This is a genomic window from Streptosporangium sp. NPDC006007 (assembly GCF_040614315.1).
Taxonomy (GTDB): domain Bacteria; phylum Actinomycetota; class Actinomycetes; order Streptosporangiales; family Streptosporangiaceae; genus Streptosporangium.
On the sequence record NZ_JBEXUG010000034.1, the window covers coordinates 19,138 to 36,517 of the forward strand.

Annotated in this window: 14 protein-coding genes; 8 read left to right on the forward strand and 6 right to left on the reverse strand. The window is 71.5% G+C overall.

Features of this window, described 5'->3' with window-relative positions; genetic code table 11:
* Positions 1 to 10 precede the first annotated feature (10 nt).
* Positions 11 to 1,111 carry an o-succinylbenzoate synthase gene (gene menC, locus ABZ194_RS23125; protein ID WP_355599079.1) on the forward strand — a complete coding sequence of 367 codons (1,101 nt, stop codon included), beginning with the start codon at positions 11 to 13 and terminating at the stop codon, positions 1,109 to 1,111.
* A 23-nt stretch (positions 1,112 to 1,134) separates the two neighbouring features.
* On the opposite strand, the gene ABZ194_RS23130 is transcribed toward menC, so the two are convergent.
* Positions 1,135 to 2,682, reverse strand: a complete 1,548-nt coding sequence (locus tag ABZ194_RS23130) for an AMP-binding protein (RefSeq protein ID WP_355599080.1) — start codon at positions 2,680 to 2,682, stop codon at positions 1,135 to 1,137.
* Between the two features lie 242 nt (positions 2,683 to 2,924).
* On the opposite strand from ABZ194_RS23130, the gene ABZ194_RS23135 reads away from it, so the two are divergent.
* Complete coding sequence (locus tag ABZ194_RS23135) at positions 2,925 to 4,268, forward strand: HAMP domain-containing sensor histidine kinase (RefSeq protein WP_355599081.1); 1,344 nt, start codon at positions 2,925 to 2,927, stop codon at positions 4,266 to 4,268.
* Positions 4,269 to 4,277: 9 nt separating this feature from the next.
* A complete protein-coding gene (locus tag ABZ194_RS23140; RefSeq protein WP_355599082.1) occupies positions 4,278 to 4,880 on the forward strand; it encodes a TetR/AcrR family transcriptional regulator in 603 nt (200 codons plus the stop codon).
* Here the strand turns inward: ABZ194_RS23140 and ABZ194_RS23145 are convergent.
* Positions 4,837 to 5,721: a DMT family transporter gene (locus ABZ194_RS23145; protein WP_355599083.1), complete on the reverse strand. Its 885-nt coding sequence runs from the start codon at positions 5,719 to 5,721 to the stop codon at positions 4,837 to 4,839. The genes ABZ194_RS23140 and ABZ194_RS23145 overlap by 44 nt on opposite strands.
* Before the next feature lie 204 nt (positions 5,722 to 5,925).
* The gene (locus tag ABZ194_RS23150; RefSeq protein ID WP_355599084.1) at positions 5,926 to 7,197 is read right to left on the reverse strand and encodes an MFS transporter; all 1,272 of its coding nucleotides are present in this window, start codon (positions 7,195 to 7,197) and stop codon (positions 5,926 to 5,928) included.
* A gap of 242 nt (positions 7,198 to 7,439) precedes the next feature.
* Between ABZ194_RS23150 and ABZ194_RS23155 the strand changes: the two genes are divergently transcribed.
* Both ABZ194_RS23155 and ABZ194_RS23160 read left to right on the forward strand, forming a co-directional pair.
* Entirely contained in the window at positions 7,440 to 8,015 is a 576-nt protein-coding gene (locus ABZ194_RS23155; protein ID WP_355599085.1) for a copper resistance CopC family protein, read from the forward strand.
* Positions 8,012 to 9,043 (forward strand): CopD family protein, encoded by a 1,032-nt coding sequence (locus ABZ194_RS23160; RefSeq protein ID WP_355599086.1) that lies wholly within the window; start codon positions 8,012 to 8,014, stop codon positions 9,041 to 9,043. The genes ABZ194_RS23155 and ABZ194_RS23160 overlap by 4 nt, the downstream gene beginning before the upstream one ends.
* On the opposite strand, the gene ABZ194_RS23165 is transcribed toward ABZ194_RS23160, so the two are convergent.
* Positions 9,001 to 10,158, reverse strand: a complete 1,158-nt coding sequence (locus tag ABZ194_RS23165) for a hypothetical protein (protein WP_355599087.1) — start codon at positions 10,156 to 10,158, stop codon at positions 9,001 to 9,003. The two genes, ABZ194_RS23160 and ABZ194_RS23165, sit on opposite strands and share 43 nt — an antisense overlap.
* Positions 10,159 to 10,354: 196 nt before the next feature.
* On the opposite strand from ABZ194_RS23165, the gene ABZ194_RS23170 reads away from it, so the two are divergent.
* Positions 10,355 to 12,991, forward strand: a complete 2,637-nt coding sequence (locus ABZ194_RS23170) for a CocE/NonD family hydrolase (RefSeq protein ID WP_355599088.1) — start codon at positions 10,355 to 10,357, stop codon at positions 12,989 to 12,991.
* A 49-nt stretch (positions 12,992 to 13,040) separates the two neighbouring features.
* Positions 13,041 to 14,021 (forward strand): ABC transporter permease subunit, encoded by a 981-nt coding sequence (locus ABZ194_RS23175; RefSeq protein ID WP_355599089.1) that lies wholly within the window; start codon positions 13,041 to 13,043, stop codon positions 14,019 to 14,021.
* Between the two features lie 10 nt (positions 14,022 to 14,031).
* Here the strand turns inward: ABZ194_RS23175 and ABZ194_RS23180 are convergent, their stop codons facing one another.
* Positions 14,032 to 14,202 carry a hypothetical protein gene (locus tag ABZ194_RS23180; RefSeq protein ID WP_355599090.1) on the reverse strand — a complete coding sequence of 57 codons (171 nt, stop codon included), beginning with the start codon at positions 14,200 to 14,202 and terminating at the stop codon, positions 14,032 to 14,034.
* A gap of 142 nt (positions 14,203 to 14,344) precedes the next feature.
* Here ABZ194_RS23180 and ABZ194_RS23185 point away from each other — a divergent pair, with 142 nt between their 5' ends.
* Complete coding sequence (locus ABZ194_RS23185) at positions 14,345 to 16,462, forward strand: ATPase (RefSeq protein WP_355599091.1); 2,118 nt, start codon at positions 14,345 to 14,347, stop codon at positions 16,460 to 16,462.
* On the opposite strand, the gene ABZ194_RS23190 is transcribed toward ABZ194_RS23185, so the two are convergent.
* Positions 16,463 to 17,380 (reverse strand): 4-epi-cubebol synthase, encoded by a 918-nt coding sequence (locus ABZ194_RS23190; protein ID WP_355599092.1) that lies wholly within the window; start codon positions 17,378 to 17,380, stop codon positions 16,463 to 16,465.

A 17,380-nucleotide genomic window follows, 5' to 3' on the forward strand; every position in this document is an offset into this window, starting at 1 on the left:
GCACACCACCATGAAGATCACCGGAATCGAACTACGGCGGATCGCGATGCCACTGGTCGCGCCCTTCCGCACCTCCTTCGGCACCGAGACCGAACGCGACGTCCTGCTGCTGCGAGTCGTCACCCCCGACGCCGAGGGCTGGGCCGAATGCGTGGCCATGACCGATCCGCTCTACTCCCCGGAATACGTCGACGGAGCCGCCGAGGTCCTGCGCCGCTTCCTCATCCCCGCCCTGCCCGCCCACCCCGACGCCCACACCGTCGGCCGCGCCCTGCACCCCTTCAAGGGCCACCGCATGGCCAAGGCCGCCTTGGAGACCGCCGTACTGGACGCGCAACTGCGCGTCAGCGGCCAGTCCCTGGCCGCGTTCCTGGGCGCCTCCGCCGACCAGGTGCCCTGCGGAGTGTCGATCGGCATCATGAACTCCATCCCCGAGCTGCTGGACACCGTCCAGGGCTACCTCACCGAGGGCTACCGGCGGATCAAACTGAAGATCGAGCCCGGCTGGGACCTGGCCCCGGTCCGCGCCGTGCGCGAGCGGTTCGGCCCCGACCTGCCCCTGCAGGTCGACGCCAACGCCGCCTACACCCTCGCCGACGCGCCCCACCTGGCCAGACTCGACCCCTATGACCTGCTGCTGATCGAACAACCCCTCGCCAACGACGACCTGGTCCAGCACGCCCGGCTCGCCCCCCGGCTCACCACCCCGCTCTGCCTGGACGAGTCCATCGAGTCCGCCGAGCACGCCGCCGCCGCGATCAGCCTGGGCGCCTGCTCGATCATCAACATCAAGCCCGGCCGCGTCGGCGGCTATCTGGAGGCCCGCCGTATCCACGACCTGGCCCGCGCCCACGGCCTGGCCGTGTGGTGCGGCGGCATGCTGGAGACCGGCATCGGCCGTGCCGCCAACCTCGCACTGGCCGCCCTGCCCGGTTTCACCCTGCCCGGCGACACCTCCGGCTCCCACCGCTACTACGCCACCGACATCACCGAGCCGTTCGTCCCGCGAGACGGCCACCTGCCCGTGCCCACCGGCCCCGGCATCGGCGTCGACCCCGTTCCCGACATCCTTGACGAGGTCACCGTCTCCACCGAATGGATCACCCTGTAGGGGCGCCGTCCCCGCACGAGGCGCTATCCGGCCAGGTACTCCTCCCGGAGCCGGGAGCGGGAGAGCTTTCCACCGGGAGTGCGGGGCAGTTCGTCGCGGAACTCGACGACCTTGGGGTGCTTGAAGCGGGCGAGGCGCGGACCGAGGTGGTCCAGCAGTTCCCGCGCGGACGGCCGGGGGCCGGGCATCGGCTGGACCAGCGCGACCACCCGGTGCCCCCACTCCTCGTCGGGCACGCCGATGACCGCGACGTCGGCGACCGCCGAGTGCTCAAGCAGCGCCGCCTCGATCTCCGCGGGATAGATGTTCACCCCGCCGGAGACGATGAGGTCGGTACGGCGGTCGCGCACGAACAGGAATCCGTCCTCGTCCAGGAAGCCGATGTCGCCGGGGGCGTACCACTCGCCGCGCATGCTCAGGGCGGTCTTCTCAGGGTCCCCGTGATACTGGAAACCGCCGATACCCGACTTGATGTAGATCATGCCGGGCTCGCCCGCCGGGAGCTCGCGCCCGTCCTGGCCGAGGATCCTCGCCTCGGAGCCCGGGGCCGGGCGGCCGACCGTGCCGGGGCGTGCAAGCCAGTCGCGTGGCTTGACGGAGAAGGCGACGGCCGACTCGGTGGAGCCGTAGTACTCGTACAGCACCGGGCCCCACCAGTCCATCATCGCCCTCTTGACGGCCACCGGGCAGGCCGCGCCGGTGTGGATCACCTGCTGGAGCGACGAGAGGTCGTACCCGTCCCGGACCTCAGGTGGCAGCCGCAGCATCCGGTGGAACATCGTCGGGACCATCATGGAGTTGGTCACCCGGTGCCTGTCGATCAGTTCCAGGACGGTGACCGGATCGAAGCGGGGGGCGATGACCAGGGTGTGACCCAGGTGGAGCGCGAACACGCTGTGGGCGCACGGCGAGGAGTGGTGCGTCGGCGCGGTCACCAGGTGGACGCCGTCGCCCGGCCGCAGGTCGCAGATCTCGCCGAGGAACCAGGTGGCGAGCGGGATCGTCGCCTCGGGCTCGGTGCCGGGCAGTGGCCGCCGCACCCCTTTGGGGAGGCCGGTGGTGCCCGAGGTGTACCACATGACGCTCCCCGCCGACCTGCCGCCGGGGGCGGTCACCGGCTGTCCCTCGGCCAGGTCTGCGACGCCGCCGGCCCTGCCGGCGGGCCCGTCGAGGGATCTGCCGAGGGAGCTGCCGGCAACATCGCCGTCACCGGCGTCGAGGGTGCCGTTCACCGGGCGGCCCGGCTCGGTGACCACGACCTCGGCACCGCAGTCGGCCAGGACGTAGGCGATCTCGGCGTCGGTCAGGTGCCGGTCGACGGGCACGTAGTACAGCCCCGTCTGCCCGGTGGCCAGCAGCATCACCAGCGCGTCGACACCAGCCGGCAGCACCCCGGCGACCACGGCCCCCTCGGTGAGCCCTCTGGCCCGCAGCCCGTGTGAGACCTGGTTGACCCTGGCGAGCAGCTCACCGAAGGTGATCACCGTGCCGCCGGTGTCGATCATCGCCCGGCGGTCCGGATCCGCCCCGGCGATCCGGTAGAAGCCGGGGAGCGCGCTGATGTCGGGCATGGGACTCCTCCCCCGGAGCTCCAGCGGGCCGGCGAGACGGGCTCGGGGATCCCTCGGTGCTCCTGAGGATCCGTCCGGGCTCTCGTCAGTGCCCGCTTACTCTAACCCGCCACGGAACGGCCACGCCGGGCAATGCTCCACAGCGGAAGCAGGGAGGATCTTTGCCCTTGCTTAGCCATGAATGGCCAGGAAACGGCAATTATTCCGTCTAATGCGCTCGTCTGACCTCGGGGGAGGTTGGCATGGTCACGCGGCACACGTGGTCCGTGCGGACCCGGCTGACGTTGATCGCCATCACCGTCGCCGCCCTGTCGGGCCTCATCCTCACCGTGGTCGCCACACTCTCGCTGTACAACCTGGCAGGCGGTTTCCAGGCCCGGGAGATCGGCGACGCCACCCTGGAGACCCTGAACCTGACCCTGCGGGGGCGGTTGCCCGCCGTACTGCCCCCGCGGACGTCCGGCGGCATCCAGGTCCTGGACCCGAGAGGCCGGGTCGTCTCGTCGACCCCGAACCTGTACGGCGCCCCGCGAATCGCGGAGTTCCTCCCCCCGCCGGGAAGCATCAGGACGTTCCGGGAGAGCTGCGACCTCCCCCGGTTCCCCGGCCGCTGCATGGTCGTGGCGACCTTCCGGATCCACCAGCCGGACGGCGACTGGATCGTCTACTCCGCCGACGACGTCGTCCCCTGGTACGTCCATCCCGGCCTGTTCACCATCATCGTCGGCACCTATCTGCTGCTGGTGACGCTGACCGGGTTCGGGGTCCATCACGCGGTGACACGGGTGCTGGTCCCGGTGAACGCGATCAGGAGCGAACTGGCCGAGATCACCGCGACCGACCTCGGCCGCCGGGTGCCGGTGCCCCCCGCCTGGGACGAGATCAGGCAGCTGGCCATGACGATCAACCAGACCCTGGACCGGCTGGAGGCCGCGGCGGAGCAGCAGCGCAGGTTCACCTCCGACGCCTCCCACGATCTGCGCAGCCCGCTCACCGCCATGCGCGCCCAGGTGGAGGAGGCGCTGCACTACCCCGAGGACACCGACTGGAAGGCGAAGGCGCACGAGATGCTGACCAGCCTGGACCGGCTTCAGGCGATCGTCTCCGATCTGCTGATGCTGGCCAGGCTCGACTCCGGCGCATCCGCCTTCGCGGAGCCGGTCGACCTGAGCAGGCTGTGCGAGGAGGAGCTGGGGCGCCGCAAACGCGGCGTCAAGGTGGTCCGCGAGCTGCGGTCCGGGGTCACGGTGACCGGCGACCGGCTGCGGCTGGCACGATTGCTGACCAATCTGATGGACAACGCCCAGCGGCACGCGGCCTCGCGGATCACGGTGAGCGTGGCCGCGCACGGGGACACGGCCGTTCTGGAGGTGCTCGACGACGGCGCCGGGATCGCCCGCGACCAGCGGGACGTGGTCTTCCGCCGGTTCACCCGGCTCGACGCCTCACGCAACAGGGACGCCGGGGGCACCGGCCTGGGACTGCCCATCGCCAGGGAGATCGCCGAGGCGCACGGCGGAACCCTGACGCTGGAAGACAGCCCCCAAGGCGCACGTTTCGTGTTGCGTCTCCCCCTAAACCGCTAGGGTTCCCATGTGGCACGGGGATTTGGGCGACTACGTCGCGAAGATCTACTCCGGACCGCCTGCGACGTCATAGCGGTCCGAGGTTTCGGGCACACGCGGACGGCGGACATCGCTCAGGCCGCCGGGGTCAGCCAGGCGCTGCTGTTCTACCATTTCCAGACCAAGGAGAAACTGTTCGCGCTGGCCCTGGACTACGCGGCCCAGCGCGACCTGGAGGGTCTCATCAAGCTGGAGAGGGCGGGCGGCCCTCCGGTGGAGCGGCTGCGCACCCTGCTCAGGCTCTACTCCCCGACCGGCAGGTCCAAGTCGTGGGCACTGTGGATCGACGCCTGGGCGGAGTCGATGCGCAACGCCGAGCTGGAGGAGATGTCACGCAGGACCGACCTGCGCTGGAAGCAGACCCTGCGCGCGATCATCGACGAGGGCGCCGAGGCGGGCGATTTCACCTGCTCCGACCCCGACGGCGCGACCTGGCGGATCGTCTCGCTCATCGACGGCCTGTCCACCCAGGTGACCGTGCACAAGCGCCTGCTGCCCCGGGGCCGCCTGGCCGAGTTCGTCCGTACGGCTACCGCGAAGGAACTGGGCCTCTCCCCCGACACACTGCGCTGAGCAGCTCCCGGGGCGGCACGACCAGGAGCATGGCCAGGGCGATCAGCCCTCCCCCGAGGAAGACGGTCCAGGTGAGCCGCTCGCCGTACATCGCGACGGCCAGGGCGGTCACCCAGAGCGGCTGAGCCGACAGGATCACCGCGGCGGGCGCCGGCGGCACGTGGAGCTGACCGAAGGAGCGGGCCAGGAACCCCAGGGCGCAGGCCACCAGTGACAGGTGGGCGAGTATCCCCCAGTCGCCCGGCGAGCGGGGCAGGGTGAGGCCGTCCGGCAGGGCGAGGACACCCGCCAGCAGCGCGATGGTGCCGAGCTGGATCACCGTGATCGCGTAGGCGTCGCGCCGCGCCCCGGCGAGGTTGCCGAGCATCAGCGTGTGCCCGGCGTAGAGTACGGCCGACAGCAGGGTGACGGCCAGGGCCGGCAGCGAGACCGCGCCGTCCTCGGCCCCCCTGAGCAGGGTGAAGAGCGTCATCGCCGCCGCGGCCAGCGCCACCGCGGCCCAGGTGCGCGCCGAGACGCCGGCGCCGAGCAGTATCAGCCCGAGGATCGGGGTGATCACCACGTAGGAGCCGACGGTGAAGCCCGAGATCGACGACGGCAGATCGCGCAGCGCGACCGCCTGGGCCGTCTGGCCCACGCCGAACAGCAGGCCAAGGCAGACGCCGGTCGGCCAGGTGCTCTCGGAGAGTCCGCGCAGGCAGCGCGGGCGCAGCGCGAGCAGGGCGAACGCCGAGAGCGCGTACCGCTCGGTGAGCAGGTCCGCCACCGGCATGCGGGTGATGAGATCCTTCATCAGCGGGAAAGCCGACCCCCAGGCGACGCTGACGAACAACAGAAGCACGGCTCCCAAGAGGGGTCGGGGAGCGGATACCACTGCCACGGAAGAAGGATTCCACTACGTTCGGCTACCTTAAGATCACTAAACGGATGTAGGGTGGTCCGACTAACACGCGGAGTGAAGGACGCCATACCGACACGGTGGACCTCATACCCGCCGAGGACTTTCCGCATTAGGACTTTCCGTGTCGGGGGACCGCGGGCGAGGTCAGCGGACGGAGCGGATCCTCGTCACCAGGACGGCGCCGACCAGGACCAGCACTGCGGAGACCAGGTAGAGGGCGGGGTAGCCGCCGAAGCTCGCCACGATGGGACCGGCGATGACGGGGCCGAGGACCTGCGGTCCGGAGTTGGCGATGTTGATGACACCCAGGTCCTTGGCGCGCCCCTCGGCGGTCGGCAGAACCTCGGTGACCAGGGCGTTGTCGACCGAGAGGTAGATCCCGAAGCCGGCGCCCAGGATCGCGGCCGCGACCATGGCCACCGGCCACTGCGGCCAGAACGCGAGCATGACCGCGGGCACCGCGCTGATCAGGCCGGAGACCGTGACCAGGAGCCTGCGGCGGCCGAGCCGGTCGGAGACCACGCCCGCGACGACGGCGGTCAGGACCACGGCCGCGGTGTAGATCAGGATCAGTGTCAGCAGGCCGTTCTCCGCCTTCTCGCCGGGGAAGAGCCGCTCGTAGCCGACCGCGTCGGTGAGGAAGTACAGCAGGTAGAGCGTGGCGACGGCGTTGCCGAGCTGCATCAGGAACCGGGTCAGCCAGGCCCAGAAGAAGTCAGGGTGGGCGCGGGGGCTGATCCAGAAACCCCTGAGGAAGGCGCCGAGCTCGAAGCGCGGCCTGGCCGTCAGCCTGGGGTCCGGGGTGGTGAGGACGAAGGGGAGCACGCAGAGCGGGATCAGCGCCGCTATCAGAAAATATCCGGACTCGGTGGTGGTGGTGACCACGGTGACCAGCACCACGGCGATCACCACCCCCAGCGACTGCGGAATCCCCACCCAGCCCGACACCTCACCCCGCTGGCTCACCGGCACGTGGTCGGGCACCCCCGCTGTGAGCGAGGCCTGCATCGCGTTGAGCCCGGCCTGCACCAGGCACCAGCCGACCGCCATGCCGAGGATCGTGGTCTGCCCGGCCAGGAGGACCATGGCCCCGGCACCGGCCAGCGCCCCCGCCAGCGACCAGGGGTGCCGGCGCCCGAACCGGCTCGCGGTCCGGTCGGACAGGGCTCCGGCGATCGGGTTCCAGAGCATCGCCACCGCGGCCCCCGCCCCGGTGACCAGGGCCAGAGCCGCCTCCTTGCCACCGGGCGCGATCTGCGCCACCTGTGAGGGAAGGAGCACCTGGAGCGGGCCGAAGTAGCCCATCCACAGCGCCAGGTTGGCCAGCGAGATGAACGCCACCCAGCGCGGGCCCACCCTGCGGGTCGGTTCGGCGAGCGCCGCCGGAGGGTCGGAAACCGGCTGGACAGTGCTCATGTGCCTCGTACTCCGTGCTCGCAGCGTCGCCCAGGCGCCCAAAAACGCGAGGCATGCTCGGAATAGTACGCGGTACGCCCCTCCGGCGGCACCCCCGGACCGCCTTGGCGGACGGGCGGGCGCCACGGTCCGCGCGGCGTCCCGCCGAGTGGGTGAGTATGGACCTCACTCGGTTCCCACGGCGGAGGGCGGGGATGGGAGCATGGCCAGGTCATGACAGACCCAAAGGAAGGCCACAATCGGTGAGGCGGCTACTGACCGTCCTGCTGTTCGCGGGCGCCGCGCTCCTGGGCGTGGTCACCCCGGCGCAGGCCCACAACGTGCTGATCGGCAGCGACCCCGAGGACGGCGCCCGGCTCGCCGCCGGACCGGAGAGGATCACCCTCACCTTCGACCAGTCGGTACGGCGGGGCTTCGCGCAGATCAGTGTGACCGGTCCCGGCGGGACGCGCTGGGAGGACGGCGGAACGGCCGTGGACGGGGCGCGGGTCAGCGTCGGTGTCAGGCCCCTGGGCCCGGCCGGACAGTATGTGGCGGGATACCGGATCCTGTCCTCCGACGGTCACCCGGTGGCCGGCAAGGTGACCTTCACCCTGACCGCCGCGGGCACCGGCACCGCCGCGCAGCCGGCCGCCACCGCGGGCGCCACCCCGGCGACCGCGTCGCAGGCGCCCGGCCTGAGCGCCCAGGCGGCCGAGGCCGCGCAGAACGGCGGGGCCGGGATGGCGGTGCTCTGGATCGTCGGCGCGCTCGTCGTGCTGGGCGGGGCCACCGTCGTGGCGCTGCGCCGTACCGGGGGGCCGGGGGCACAGCGATGACGGCGACCCTGGAGCGGCCCTCGGAGGCGGGAACGGTCCGGCGGCTGGTGGCCGGCGGGTTCGTCTCGGGAGCCCTGATCGCCGTGCTGGCCGCGACCGCGTTCACCGCGCAGGAGGCGGTGCCGGGGATCGCGATCCCCGGCCCGCTCGTGGAGTACGGCCTGCCGGTGCTGCGGGTGCTGCTGGACCTGGCGGCGGTGGCCGTGGTCGGGCTGAGCCTGCTGCCGAAGCTGCTCGGGTTCGACGACCCGGACCGGACCGAGCCGGTGATGCGCCGGGCCCGGCCGGCCGCGGTGACGTTCGCGTGGGCGTGGGCGGTGCTGGCGCTGGTCGTCATCGTCTTCCAGACCGCCGAGCTCAACCCGGGGCTGGTCCCGACACCGGGGATGATCGCCGAGTACGTCGACAACGTCGGCGCGGGCCAGGGGATGCTCTTCAGCGCCGCCTGCGCGCTCGGCTACGCCGGGATCGGGCTGCTGGCCGTGCGGTTCGGCGAGAAGGTCCCGGCGGAGCTGAGGATCGTGATCGCCTTCTTCGGCCTGCTGCCGATCCCCGTCACCGGTCACGCGGTGAACTCCATCTGGCACGACCCCATCATGATCTCGATGGAACTGCACGTGATGGGCGCCGCCGCCTGGACCGGCGGGCTGCTCACGATCGTCCTGCTGGTCGCCGGAGACCGTGAGCTGCCGGCGCGGGTCCTGCCGAGGTTCTCCCGGCTGGCGACCCTGGCGCTGGTCGTGGTGAGCCTCTCGGGTCTGGTGAACGGCCTGGCCACGATCGCCCTCACCCAGGGGGTCGAGCTGCCCGGGGCGCTGTTCGCCGGAGAGTACGGACCGCTCGTGGTGGCGAAGACCGTCTGCGTGGCGCTGCTGATCCCGTTCGCCGCCCACATCCGGTTCCGTCTGCTGCCGCACGTCGCGGCGGGGCGGCGGACCGCCGTCGTCACCTGGGCCGCGGCGGAGCTCACCGTGATGGGCCTGGCCTACGGGGTCGCGGTGGCGCTGACCACGGCCTCCATATCCTGAGCCCGGAGCCGGTGACGGGTCAGCGCCCACTCGCCGCCGAGCCACAGGGCGGTGAGCAGCGCCCCGCCGATCAGCATGGTCAGCGGCGGCACCAGCGGCGGGGTGAGGAACGCCATGCTCTGCACGCGGAGCGCCTGGTCCACCAGGACGGTGGCGGCGAGCGAGCCGACCAGTGCCCGGAGCGCCGGGATGCGGATCAGGAACGCGAGGTCGACGGCGAGCGCCCCGGCGATCAGGAAGATCGGCACCGCCGAGTGCGGGAAGTCCGCGAGGGCGAGGAGCGGCCAGATGAGCGTGCGGTAGGCGATGTAGGAGGCGGCCACCGCGGTGGCGGCGAACGTCCGGCCGATCATCGCGCGGGCGAAGACCAGGACGATCACCGCGACGGCCGCGGCGTAGAGCGGATACACCTGGTCGGGGACCGGCAGCGCGAAGTTGACGACCATCTCCCGGTCCACCGCGCGGCCCATCTGGTCGGCGGCGAACTGCAGCAGGATGGGCTCGGCCTCCGGCTGCCCCCGGTCCCAGGCGGCGATGCCGAACACGCCGTACTCCTGGTGCTGGGCCGGGAACCAGACGTTCTCGAACAGGAACACGAAGAGACCGCCGAGCACCATCGTCCGTGTCCGCCCGGCGGGGGCGCCCATGAACCAGCCTCGGATCACCCCGGCGATCATCAGGAACGTGCCAAAGTAGAGCATCATGTGAGACGGGCTCCACGAGGTGATGTCGAGCCCGTTGACACGGTGGTTGATCAGGTCGAGCGGGACCGCGACCAGGAAGATCCCGGTGCCCCAGCCGATCAGTCGCTGGGCCGTTCTGTCCACGCCGTAGCCGGTGTAGAGGTGGGCGACGGTGAGCGCGAGGGCGATGGCCGTGCCGACGCTGTTGAGCAGGTGGGGTGGCGCCAGGTCGTCGCGGAGCCACTTGAAGTGCCACGAGACGTCCCAGGACGCGCCGAGTACCTTGAAGGAGAAGGCCACCAGCCAGCCGAGGTAGAGGACCCGGAACAGGGCCTCCGGTGTCTCACGGCCCGCCTTCCCCCTGCTCCAGTACGGCAGGGCCCACTGGATGACCAGGGTGGCTCTTCTTCTCAAGCTCAGGACTGACTTCACGCGCGAAATGATGCCCGCCCTTTACCTTGGTCCGCAATCGGGAACATCCCTGAGAGATCGGTAGGGGTTGACCTCTCTGTCCAACTAGTTGCCCTTTATAAGTGATATGTCGGAAAATTTCACCCCTTTGGAAGGCGCTCCGGCCATCGCGGAACGGTCTCAGCCACCTCTCAGCCGCCGTCAGTAGGCTCGCCACATGAAGCTTGGGGGAAGGCCCGTCATCTGGGTCGCCGTGGTCACCGTGCTGATCGTCGGCGCCTCGGCCTGGTGGCTCTGGCCGTCGGCGCCCGCGGTGGAGGCTCAGGACCACAGGATCACCGTGATCGACGGTCCGGGCGACGACCAGCGGGTCACACTCGACGCGAGCTTCTTCCCGCCCGCCGGAGGCGGCAGGGCCCCCGCGGTGCTGCTGGCGCACGGCTTCGGCGGCAGCAAGGAGAGCGTCCGGGACGCGGCGGCACGGCTGGCGGGAGAGGGCTACGCCGTACTGACCTGGTCGGCACGGGGTTTCGGCCGCTCCACCGGGCAGATCGCGCTCAACTCCCCCGACTACGAGGTCAAGGACGTCCGCGGGCTGGTGGACTGGCTGGCCCGTCGGCCCGAGGTCCGGCTCGACGCGGGCGGCGACCCCCGGGTGGGCGTCGCGGGCGGCTCCTACGGCGGGGCCATCGCGTTGATGGCCGCCGCCTACGACGACAGGATCGACGCGATCGTCCCCCAGATCACCTGGTACGACCTGGCCGACGCGCTCTTCCCCGACGCGGGCGGCCGGGGGCCGGAGAACGGGGTGTTCAAGCGCATGTGGGCCGGGCTGTTCTTCAGCCGGGGCGGCCCGGCCACGGGTCCGGCGCCGTCGGCCGGCGGCGGGGCGGCCCGGCCCGCCGGGCCCGGCCCGCCGGACGCCGCCCAGCCCGGCGGACCCCCGACCGCTCAGGAGGCCCGGTGCGGCCGGTTCCTGCCGGAGATCTGCGACGTCTACCAGCGGGTGGCCGAGACCGGCCGGGCGACACCGGACGCGGTCGAGACACTGCGCAGATCCAGCCCGATCTCCGTACCCGGCAGGATCAAGATCCCCACGCTGCTGCTCCAGGGGCTGCGCGACTCGCTGTTCACGCTGGGCCAGGCGGACGCCAACGCCAGGGCGATCGCGGCGACCGGCGCCCCGGTCGGCGTCGCCTGGTTCGACGGCGGCCACGACGGCGGCAGCGGCGAGGCCGACTGGATCCACGAGCAGACCCTCGGCTGGTTCGACCACCACCTGCGCGAGACCGCCGGCGCCGACCGGGTGAACAGCCCGTTCACCGTCACCCGCGACGGCGGGCGCGACCCCGGCACCCGCCGCCCCGTCCAGCTGCACGCCACCGCGGACCGCTATCCGGGGCTGTCCGGCGCCGCCAGGGTCACGGTGCCGGTGAGCGGCCCCGGCCAGCTGGTGGCGAGCCCGCCGGGCGGCTCGCCCGCCTCGATCTCCTCCGTCCCCGGGTTCGCCGGCCTCACCGGCGGCGCCGGCAACCTGAGCGTGTCGATGGACGTGGCCGGCCAGAGCGCCTTCTTCGACTCCGCCCCGCTCACCGCCCCGCTCCAGGTCACCGGCGGCTCCACGGTGACGGTACGGGTGAGGGCCGTCGAGGAGGGACCTCCCGCGGACCCGGGGGGCTCGCCCAGGCCGGGCCGGGCGGCCCCGACGGAGGCGACGCTGTTCGCCAAGCTCTACGACGTGGCGGGCGGCGCGCAGGCGCCGCTGCTGCCCAAAGGCCTGGTCGCCCCGGTCAGGATCGGCATCCCCGCGGGAGGCGGCGGCGAGGCCACGGTCACCCTGCCCGCCGTCGACCACCGCTTCGAGGCCGGGCACCGGCTGCGTGTCGCGTTCACCACCACCGACCTGGGCTACAGCTCGCCCTCCACCCCCGCCGTCTACGAGATCGGGCTGGCCTCGCCGGTCCTGACCGTTCCCGTCGACGCCTCGCTGCGCACCCCCTCCGGCGGTCCCGCCTGGTGGACCTGGGCGCTCCCGGCATCGGCCCTGGCCGTCGCGGCGGTCCTGCTACTCACCGGGCGCCGGCGCGACGGAGGCGAGTACGACCCGGCCCTGGCCGGGGTCCCGCTGCGGATCGACGGCCTGACCAAGGCGTACCGCGACGGCGAGCCCGCGGTGGACGGGCTCTCCTTCACGGTGGAGCACGGCCAGGTGCTCGGCCTGCTCGGCCCCAACGGCGCGGGCAAGACAACCTCCCTGCGGATGCTGATGGGACTGATCCGCCCCGACGCGGGCGAGATCCGGATCTTCGGCCACCGGGTCGTCCCCGGCGCGCCGGTCCTGTCCCGGCTGGGCTCGTTCGTCGAGGGGCCCGGATTCCTGCCGCACCTGACCGGCCGGGCCAACCTTGAGCTCTACTGGCGGGCGACGGGCCGCCCCGCCGAGGACGCCCATCTCGCCGAGGCCCTGGAGATCGCCGGGCTCGGCGGCGCGCTGGACCGTGCCGTGCGGACCTACTCCCAGGGCATGCGCCAGCGCCTGGCCATCGCCCAGGCCATGCTCGGCCTGCCCGACCTGCTGGTCCTCGACGAGCCCGCCAACGGCCTCGACCCGCCCCAGATCCGGGAGATGCGCGAGGTCCTGATCTCCTACGCCGCCCGGGGCCGTACGGTCATCGTCTCCAGCCACCTGCTCGCCGAGGTGGAGCAGACCTGCGGCCACGTGGTCGTCATGCACCGCGGGCGCCTCGTCGCGGCCGGCCCGGTGAGCGAGCTGCTGCGCGGCCGTACCTCCGCCAACGGCTCGTCCACCCGCCTGGAGGACGTGTTCCTGGACCTGATCGGACAGAAAGGTTGACCTCCTCCCCACGGCTGAAGCCCGGAGTCTCCACGCTTAAGGAGTTTCGATGAGCGACGTCAACGGTTCCGGCGGGATCCTCACCGGCGACCCGGCCAAAGACGGCCCGCCGGAGGCCGGACCGGCCGCCGGATCCGGCTCCCGGAAGGCGGGCCCGGCGGCCGGGAGCGGGCGGTTCCGGCAGGACGGCTCGGCCGCCGGCTACCTGGCCGGGCGCACGCTGCCGCTCTCGGTGGAGTTCGTCCGCCAGCTCAGGCGGCGCCGCACGCTGGTGATGTTCGGCCTGCTGCTCGCGCTGCCGTGGATCCTGGTGATCGCGTTCAAGGTCGGCGCCGGGTCGGGCCAGCCGGGAACCACACTGCGCGTCTCGGATCTGGCGACCGAGGGCGGGCTGAACTTCGCCGCGTTCGCGCTGTCGGTGTCGGCGAGCTTCCTGCTGGTCGTCGCGGTGGCGGTGTTCTGCGGCGACACCGTGGCCGGCGAGGCCGGCTGGTCCTCGCTGCGCTATCTGCTGGCCGCCCCGATCCCCCGCGACCGGCTGCTCCGGCAGAAGCTGATCGTCGCGCTGGCCTACTCGGCCGCCGCGGTGGTCTGCCTGCCGCTGACGGCGCTGCTGGCCGGGACGCTGGCGTTCGGCTGGAACGACGTACGGGTGCCCGGCACCGGCGAGACCGTCGCCGCGCTTGAGGTGCTGCCGCGCTTCGGCGTCGTGGTCGGCTACGTGCTGGTCAGCCAGTTCACGGCCGCCGCACTGGCCTTTCTGCTCTCGACGGGCACCGACTCCCCGCTCGGCGCGGTCGGCGGCGCGGTCGGCCTGGTGATCGTGAGCAACATCCTGCAGGCCGTGGAGGCGCTCGGCCCGCTCCGGGAGTTTCTCCCGACGTTCTGGAACACGGCCTGGCTGGACGCCCTCGCGCCCCAACCGGAGTATGGCGGCATGGTCAGGGGCGTGGCCGTGTCGATCGCCTACTCGGCGATTCTGACCGCCTTCGCCTTCCGCCGGTTCCGGAGCAGGGACGTGGTGTCATGACCGGCGGGGCTCAGCCCCAGTGGGGCGGGCGGTCCTCCAGCAGCCGTGCGTCGTTGTCGTCGGGCTCGTGCCACCCGCCCCACCCGAGATCGGTGTCGTCACGGGTGGAGTCGGGAAGGATCGGCGGGCCGTCGTCGGAGATGTCGACGGGGCGCAGGTCGTCGGGCTCAAGCGGAGTCACCCGTCCATGCTAGCCAGCGTCACGGCGCGCCGTTTCCGCCCCGGGGGAAAGGCCGCCTCCCGGCGCCCTCGGCCCCGGGGACAGCGGCGGCGCAGCCGAGTACGATGCGAGGGCAGGTGTCAGCTACCCCCGTGAGGCGGCCATGGCAACGCCATCAGGATGGCGGCGAGACGGCAATCTCCCCAACGAGCTAACCAGCTTCGTGGGGCGCACCAGGCTCCTGACCGTTCTCCGGCAGCGCCTCGGCGAGCATCGGCTGGTCACCGTGACCGGCATCGGCGGGGTGGGCAAGTCCCGCACGGCGCTGCGCATCGCGCATCTGATGAGGGGCCGGTTCAGGGACGGCATCTGGTTCGCCGACCTGGCCAGGTTGCAGGACTCCGGCATGGTCCGGCACACGATCACCTCCGCTCTCGGGATCGCCGACCAGTCGTCCCGCACGGCGGACGAGACGCTGGTCGAGTGGCTGGGCGACCGTGAGGTCCTTCTGATCATCGACACGTGCGAGCACCTGGTCGACGCGTGCGCCATGCTCTTCGAGGAGCTGCTGAGCAGCGCCGGGGGCCTGACCATCCTGGCGACCAGCCGCCAGTCGCTCAACGCCCGGGGCGAGCACACCGTCACCATCCCGCCACTGACCATCCCCGGCGACTTCCCCGGCGAGAGCCCCTTCACCAACGAGGCCGTGCAGCTCTTCGCGGCGCGGGCCGGCGCGGTGGTGCCCAGCTTCGTGCTCGACGAGCAGAACATCGGCCCGGTGGCGGAGCTCTGCCGCCGCCTGGACGGCATCCCGCTCGCCATCGAGCTGGCCGCGGTGCGGATGCGGGCGCTGTCGGTGGAGCAGATCCTCGGCCTGCTGGCCGACCGGTTCAGCCTGCTCGCGGGCGCCAGCCGTACGGCGCTGCCCCGGCACCAGACGTTGCGCGCCGCGATCGGCTGGAGCCACGAGCTGTGCGAGCCGGCGGAGCGGCTGCTCTGGGCCCGGCTGTCGGTCTTCGCCGGCGACTTCGAGCTGGACGCGGCCCGTCAGGTGTGCTCGGGGGAGAGCCTGCCCGGCGAGCGCATCATGGATCTCGTCTCCAGCCTGGTGGAGAAGTCGATCCTGCTGAGCGTCGACACGCCCTCCGGGCACCGCTACCGGCTGATCGACACGCTGCGCCAGTACGGCGAGGAGTGGCTGGAGAAGCTGGGCGAGACCGGCCGCATCCGGGAGCGGCACCGCGACTACTACCTGCGGCTGGCCAAGAGGAGCGAGGACGCCTGGTCGGGCGCCCGCCAGGTCTACTGGTACGTCCGGATGCGCCACGAGCACGACAACGTCCGGGTGGCCCTGGAGTACTGCCTGAGCACCCCCGGCGAGGTGCAGGCCGGGCTCAGGCTGCTGTCGTCGCTCTGGTTCATGTGGGTGGCCTGCGGGCTGGGCCGCGAGGGCAGGCTGTACCTGGAGCGGACCCTGGAGCTGACGCCTCAGCCGAGCCCGGAACGGTGCAAGGCGCTGTGGGTGCTCTCCTACATCAACAGCGCCCAGGGCAACATCTCCGGGGCGGTCGAGGCCGCCGAGAGGTGCAGTTCGGACGCCGTGCGGGTGGGTGACTCCGGCGCGGTCATCCTGTCCACCAAGATGCTCGGCACCGCCGCGTTCCTCCAGGGCGACCTGCAGAAGGCCAGCGCGCTGCTCGGTGTCGCGATCGAGTTCCACAAGAGCGGCCGGGAGCTCAACCCGGGACTGCTCCCCTCGATCGTCGAGCTGTCGATGGTGCTGCTCATGCAGAACGACCCCGACGAGGCCGAGGTGCTGCTGCGCGACTGCGTCATGGTCTGCACCCAGCGCGGCGAGCTGTGGCTGCGCTCGTACGCCATCTACGCGCTGGCCTGCGTCTACCAGGCGATGGGCCGCGGCTCCGAGGCCATGGCCAACGCGCGCGAGTCGCTCCGGCTCAAGCGCCACTTCCACGATGTGCTCGGCATCGGCCTGGCGATCGAGGTGGTCGCCAAACAGGCGATGGAGGACGGGCAGCCGGTGCTCGCGTCGCAGCTGATGGGGGCCGGTCAGGCGAACTGGCGGACCTTCGGGATGCCCCGGATGAACTCGCCGTTCTTCAACGCCGAGCACGACCGATGTGTCAAGGAGTGCAGGCGCGTCATGGGCGACAGGGCACACGAGGAGGCGTTCGCCGACGGCAAGAGACTTAACCTGGAGGAGCTCATCGAGCTGGCGCTCGGCGACCAGGAGCCCGGCGCCCCGCTCCCCCAGGTGTGATCACGTCCCGGCCGGCCGCCGGGCCTGCTGCCAGGCGAGCGTGTAGCGAGAGCTGGTCAGCGAGTAGTCGACGCTGCCGCTGATCCAGAACTCCAGGCCGCGCACATAGGCGAGCACCGCCTCCGAGCCGAGCGCCTCCAGTGACGGGCGCAGCTCGACCATGTGGGCGATGGCCCGGTTGCGCATCCGGCCGATCACCTCCATCGCGCCCTGCCTGGAGTAGCCCCGGTGCCTGGCCAGCACGTTCACCAGGTTGTTGCGGGAGTTGCCGCCGTCACTCTCCTTGGCGTAGGAGATGAGGTCGTTGTCCCAGACGACGACGTCGTTGGCGCTCTCGGTGATCGCGCGGATCCCGGGGTGGCGCCATTCGCCGGGGGTGAGGGGACGGCCGGTGGCGACGTCGATCAGGGCGAAGACGGTGAGCATGGCCCCGGTCCTGCGCCGCATGAAGATGTAGTCCTCCACCGGGGGCACCACCTTGTCCTCGCGGTTGGCGGCCTCCCAGACCTGGGCGAACAGGTAGTCCTTGGTGACGGCTCGCCAGCGGTCGAGCTGGTCGCCGTCTCCGTAGGCGGCGATCCTGCCCTTGATCTCCAGCAGCGACTTCGCGAACACGTCGTCCACCTCGTCCCCCGTGTCCAGGTCCTCCAGGACGGCGTAGAACTGGGGCAGCGCGCGGGCGATCTCCGCGGCACGGCGGTCCGACTCACAGAAGGCGTCGTCGAAGGCGAACAGCCACACGCACCAGTCGGTCACCAGGCGGAGCGTGTGATGTTCGGCGTAGGGGTAGGTGCGCGCGCCGAGCCAGCCGTATTTCGCCTCCCTGTAGCTCTCCATCATCTTCCCGTCGCCCAGCATTCCCGAGGCGACGAGCCACTCCAGGGTCTCCACGTTGACCCGTTCGACGTGGGGATTCAC

What these genes read in the sequence shown, in the direction of transcription:
- ABZ194_RS23175 (WP_355599089.1), top strand. Translation starts at nt 13,041, where the DNA reads ATGAGCGACGTCAACGGTTCCGGCGGGATCCTCACCGGCGACCCGGCC.
- menC (WP_355599079.1), top strand. Translation starts at nt 11, where the DNA reads ATGAAGATCACCGGAATCGAACTACGGCGGATCGCGATGCCACTGGTC.
- ABZ194_RS23135 (WP_355599081.1), top strand. Translation starts at nt 2,925, where the DNA reads ATGGTCACGCGGCACACGTGGTCCGTGCGGACCCGGCTGACGTTGATC.
- ABZ194_RS23160 (WP_355599086.1), top strand. Translation starts at nt 8,012, where the DNA reads ATGACGGCGACCCTGGAGCGGCCCTCGGAGGCGGGAACGGTCCGGCGG.
- ABZ194_RS23150 (WP_355599084.1), bottom strand. Translation starts at nt 7,197, where the DNA reads ATGAGCACTGTCCAGCCGGTTTCCGACCCTCCGGCGGCGCTCGCCGAA.
- ABZ194_RS23130 (WP_355599080.1), bottom strand. Translation starts at nt 2,682, where the DNA reads ATGCCCGACATCAGCGCGCTCCCCGGCTTCTACCGGATCGCCGGGGCG.
- ABZ194_RS23185 (WP_355599091.1), top strand. Translation starts at nt 14,345, where the DNA reads ATGGCAACGCCATCAGGATGGCGGCGAGACGGCAATCTCCCCAACGAG.
- ABZ194_RS23170 (WP_355599088.1), top strand. Translation starts at nt 10,355, where the DNA reads ATGAAGCTTGGGGGAAGGCCCGTCATCTGGGTCGCCGTGGTCACCGTG.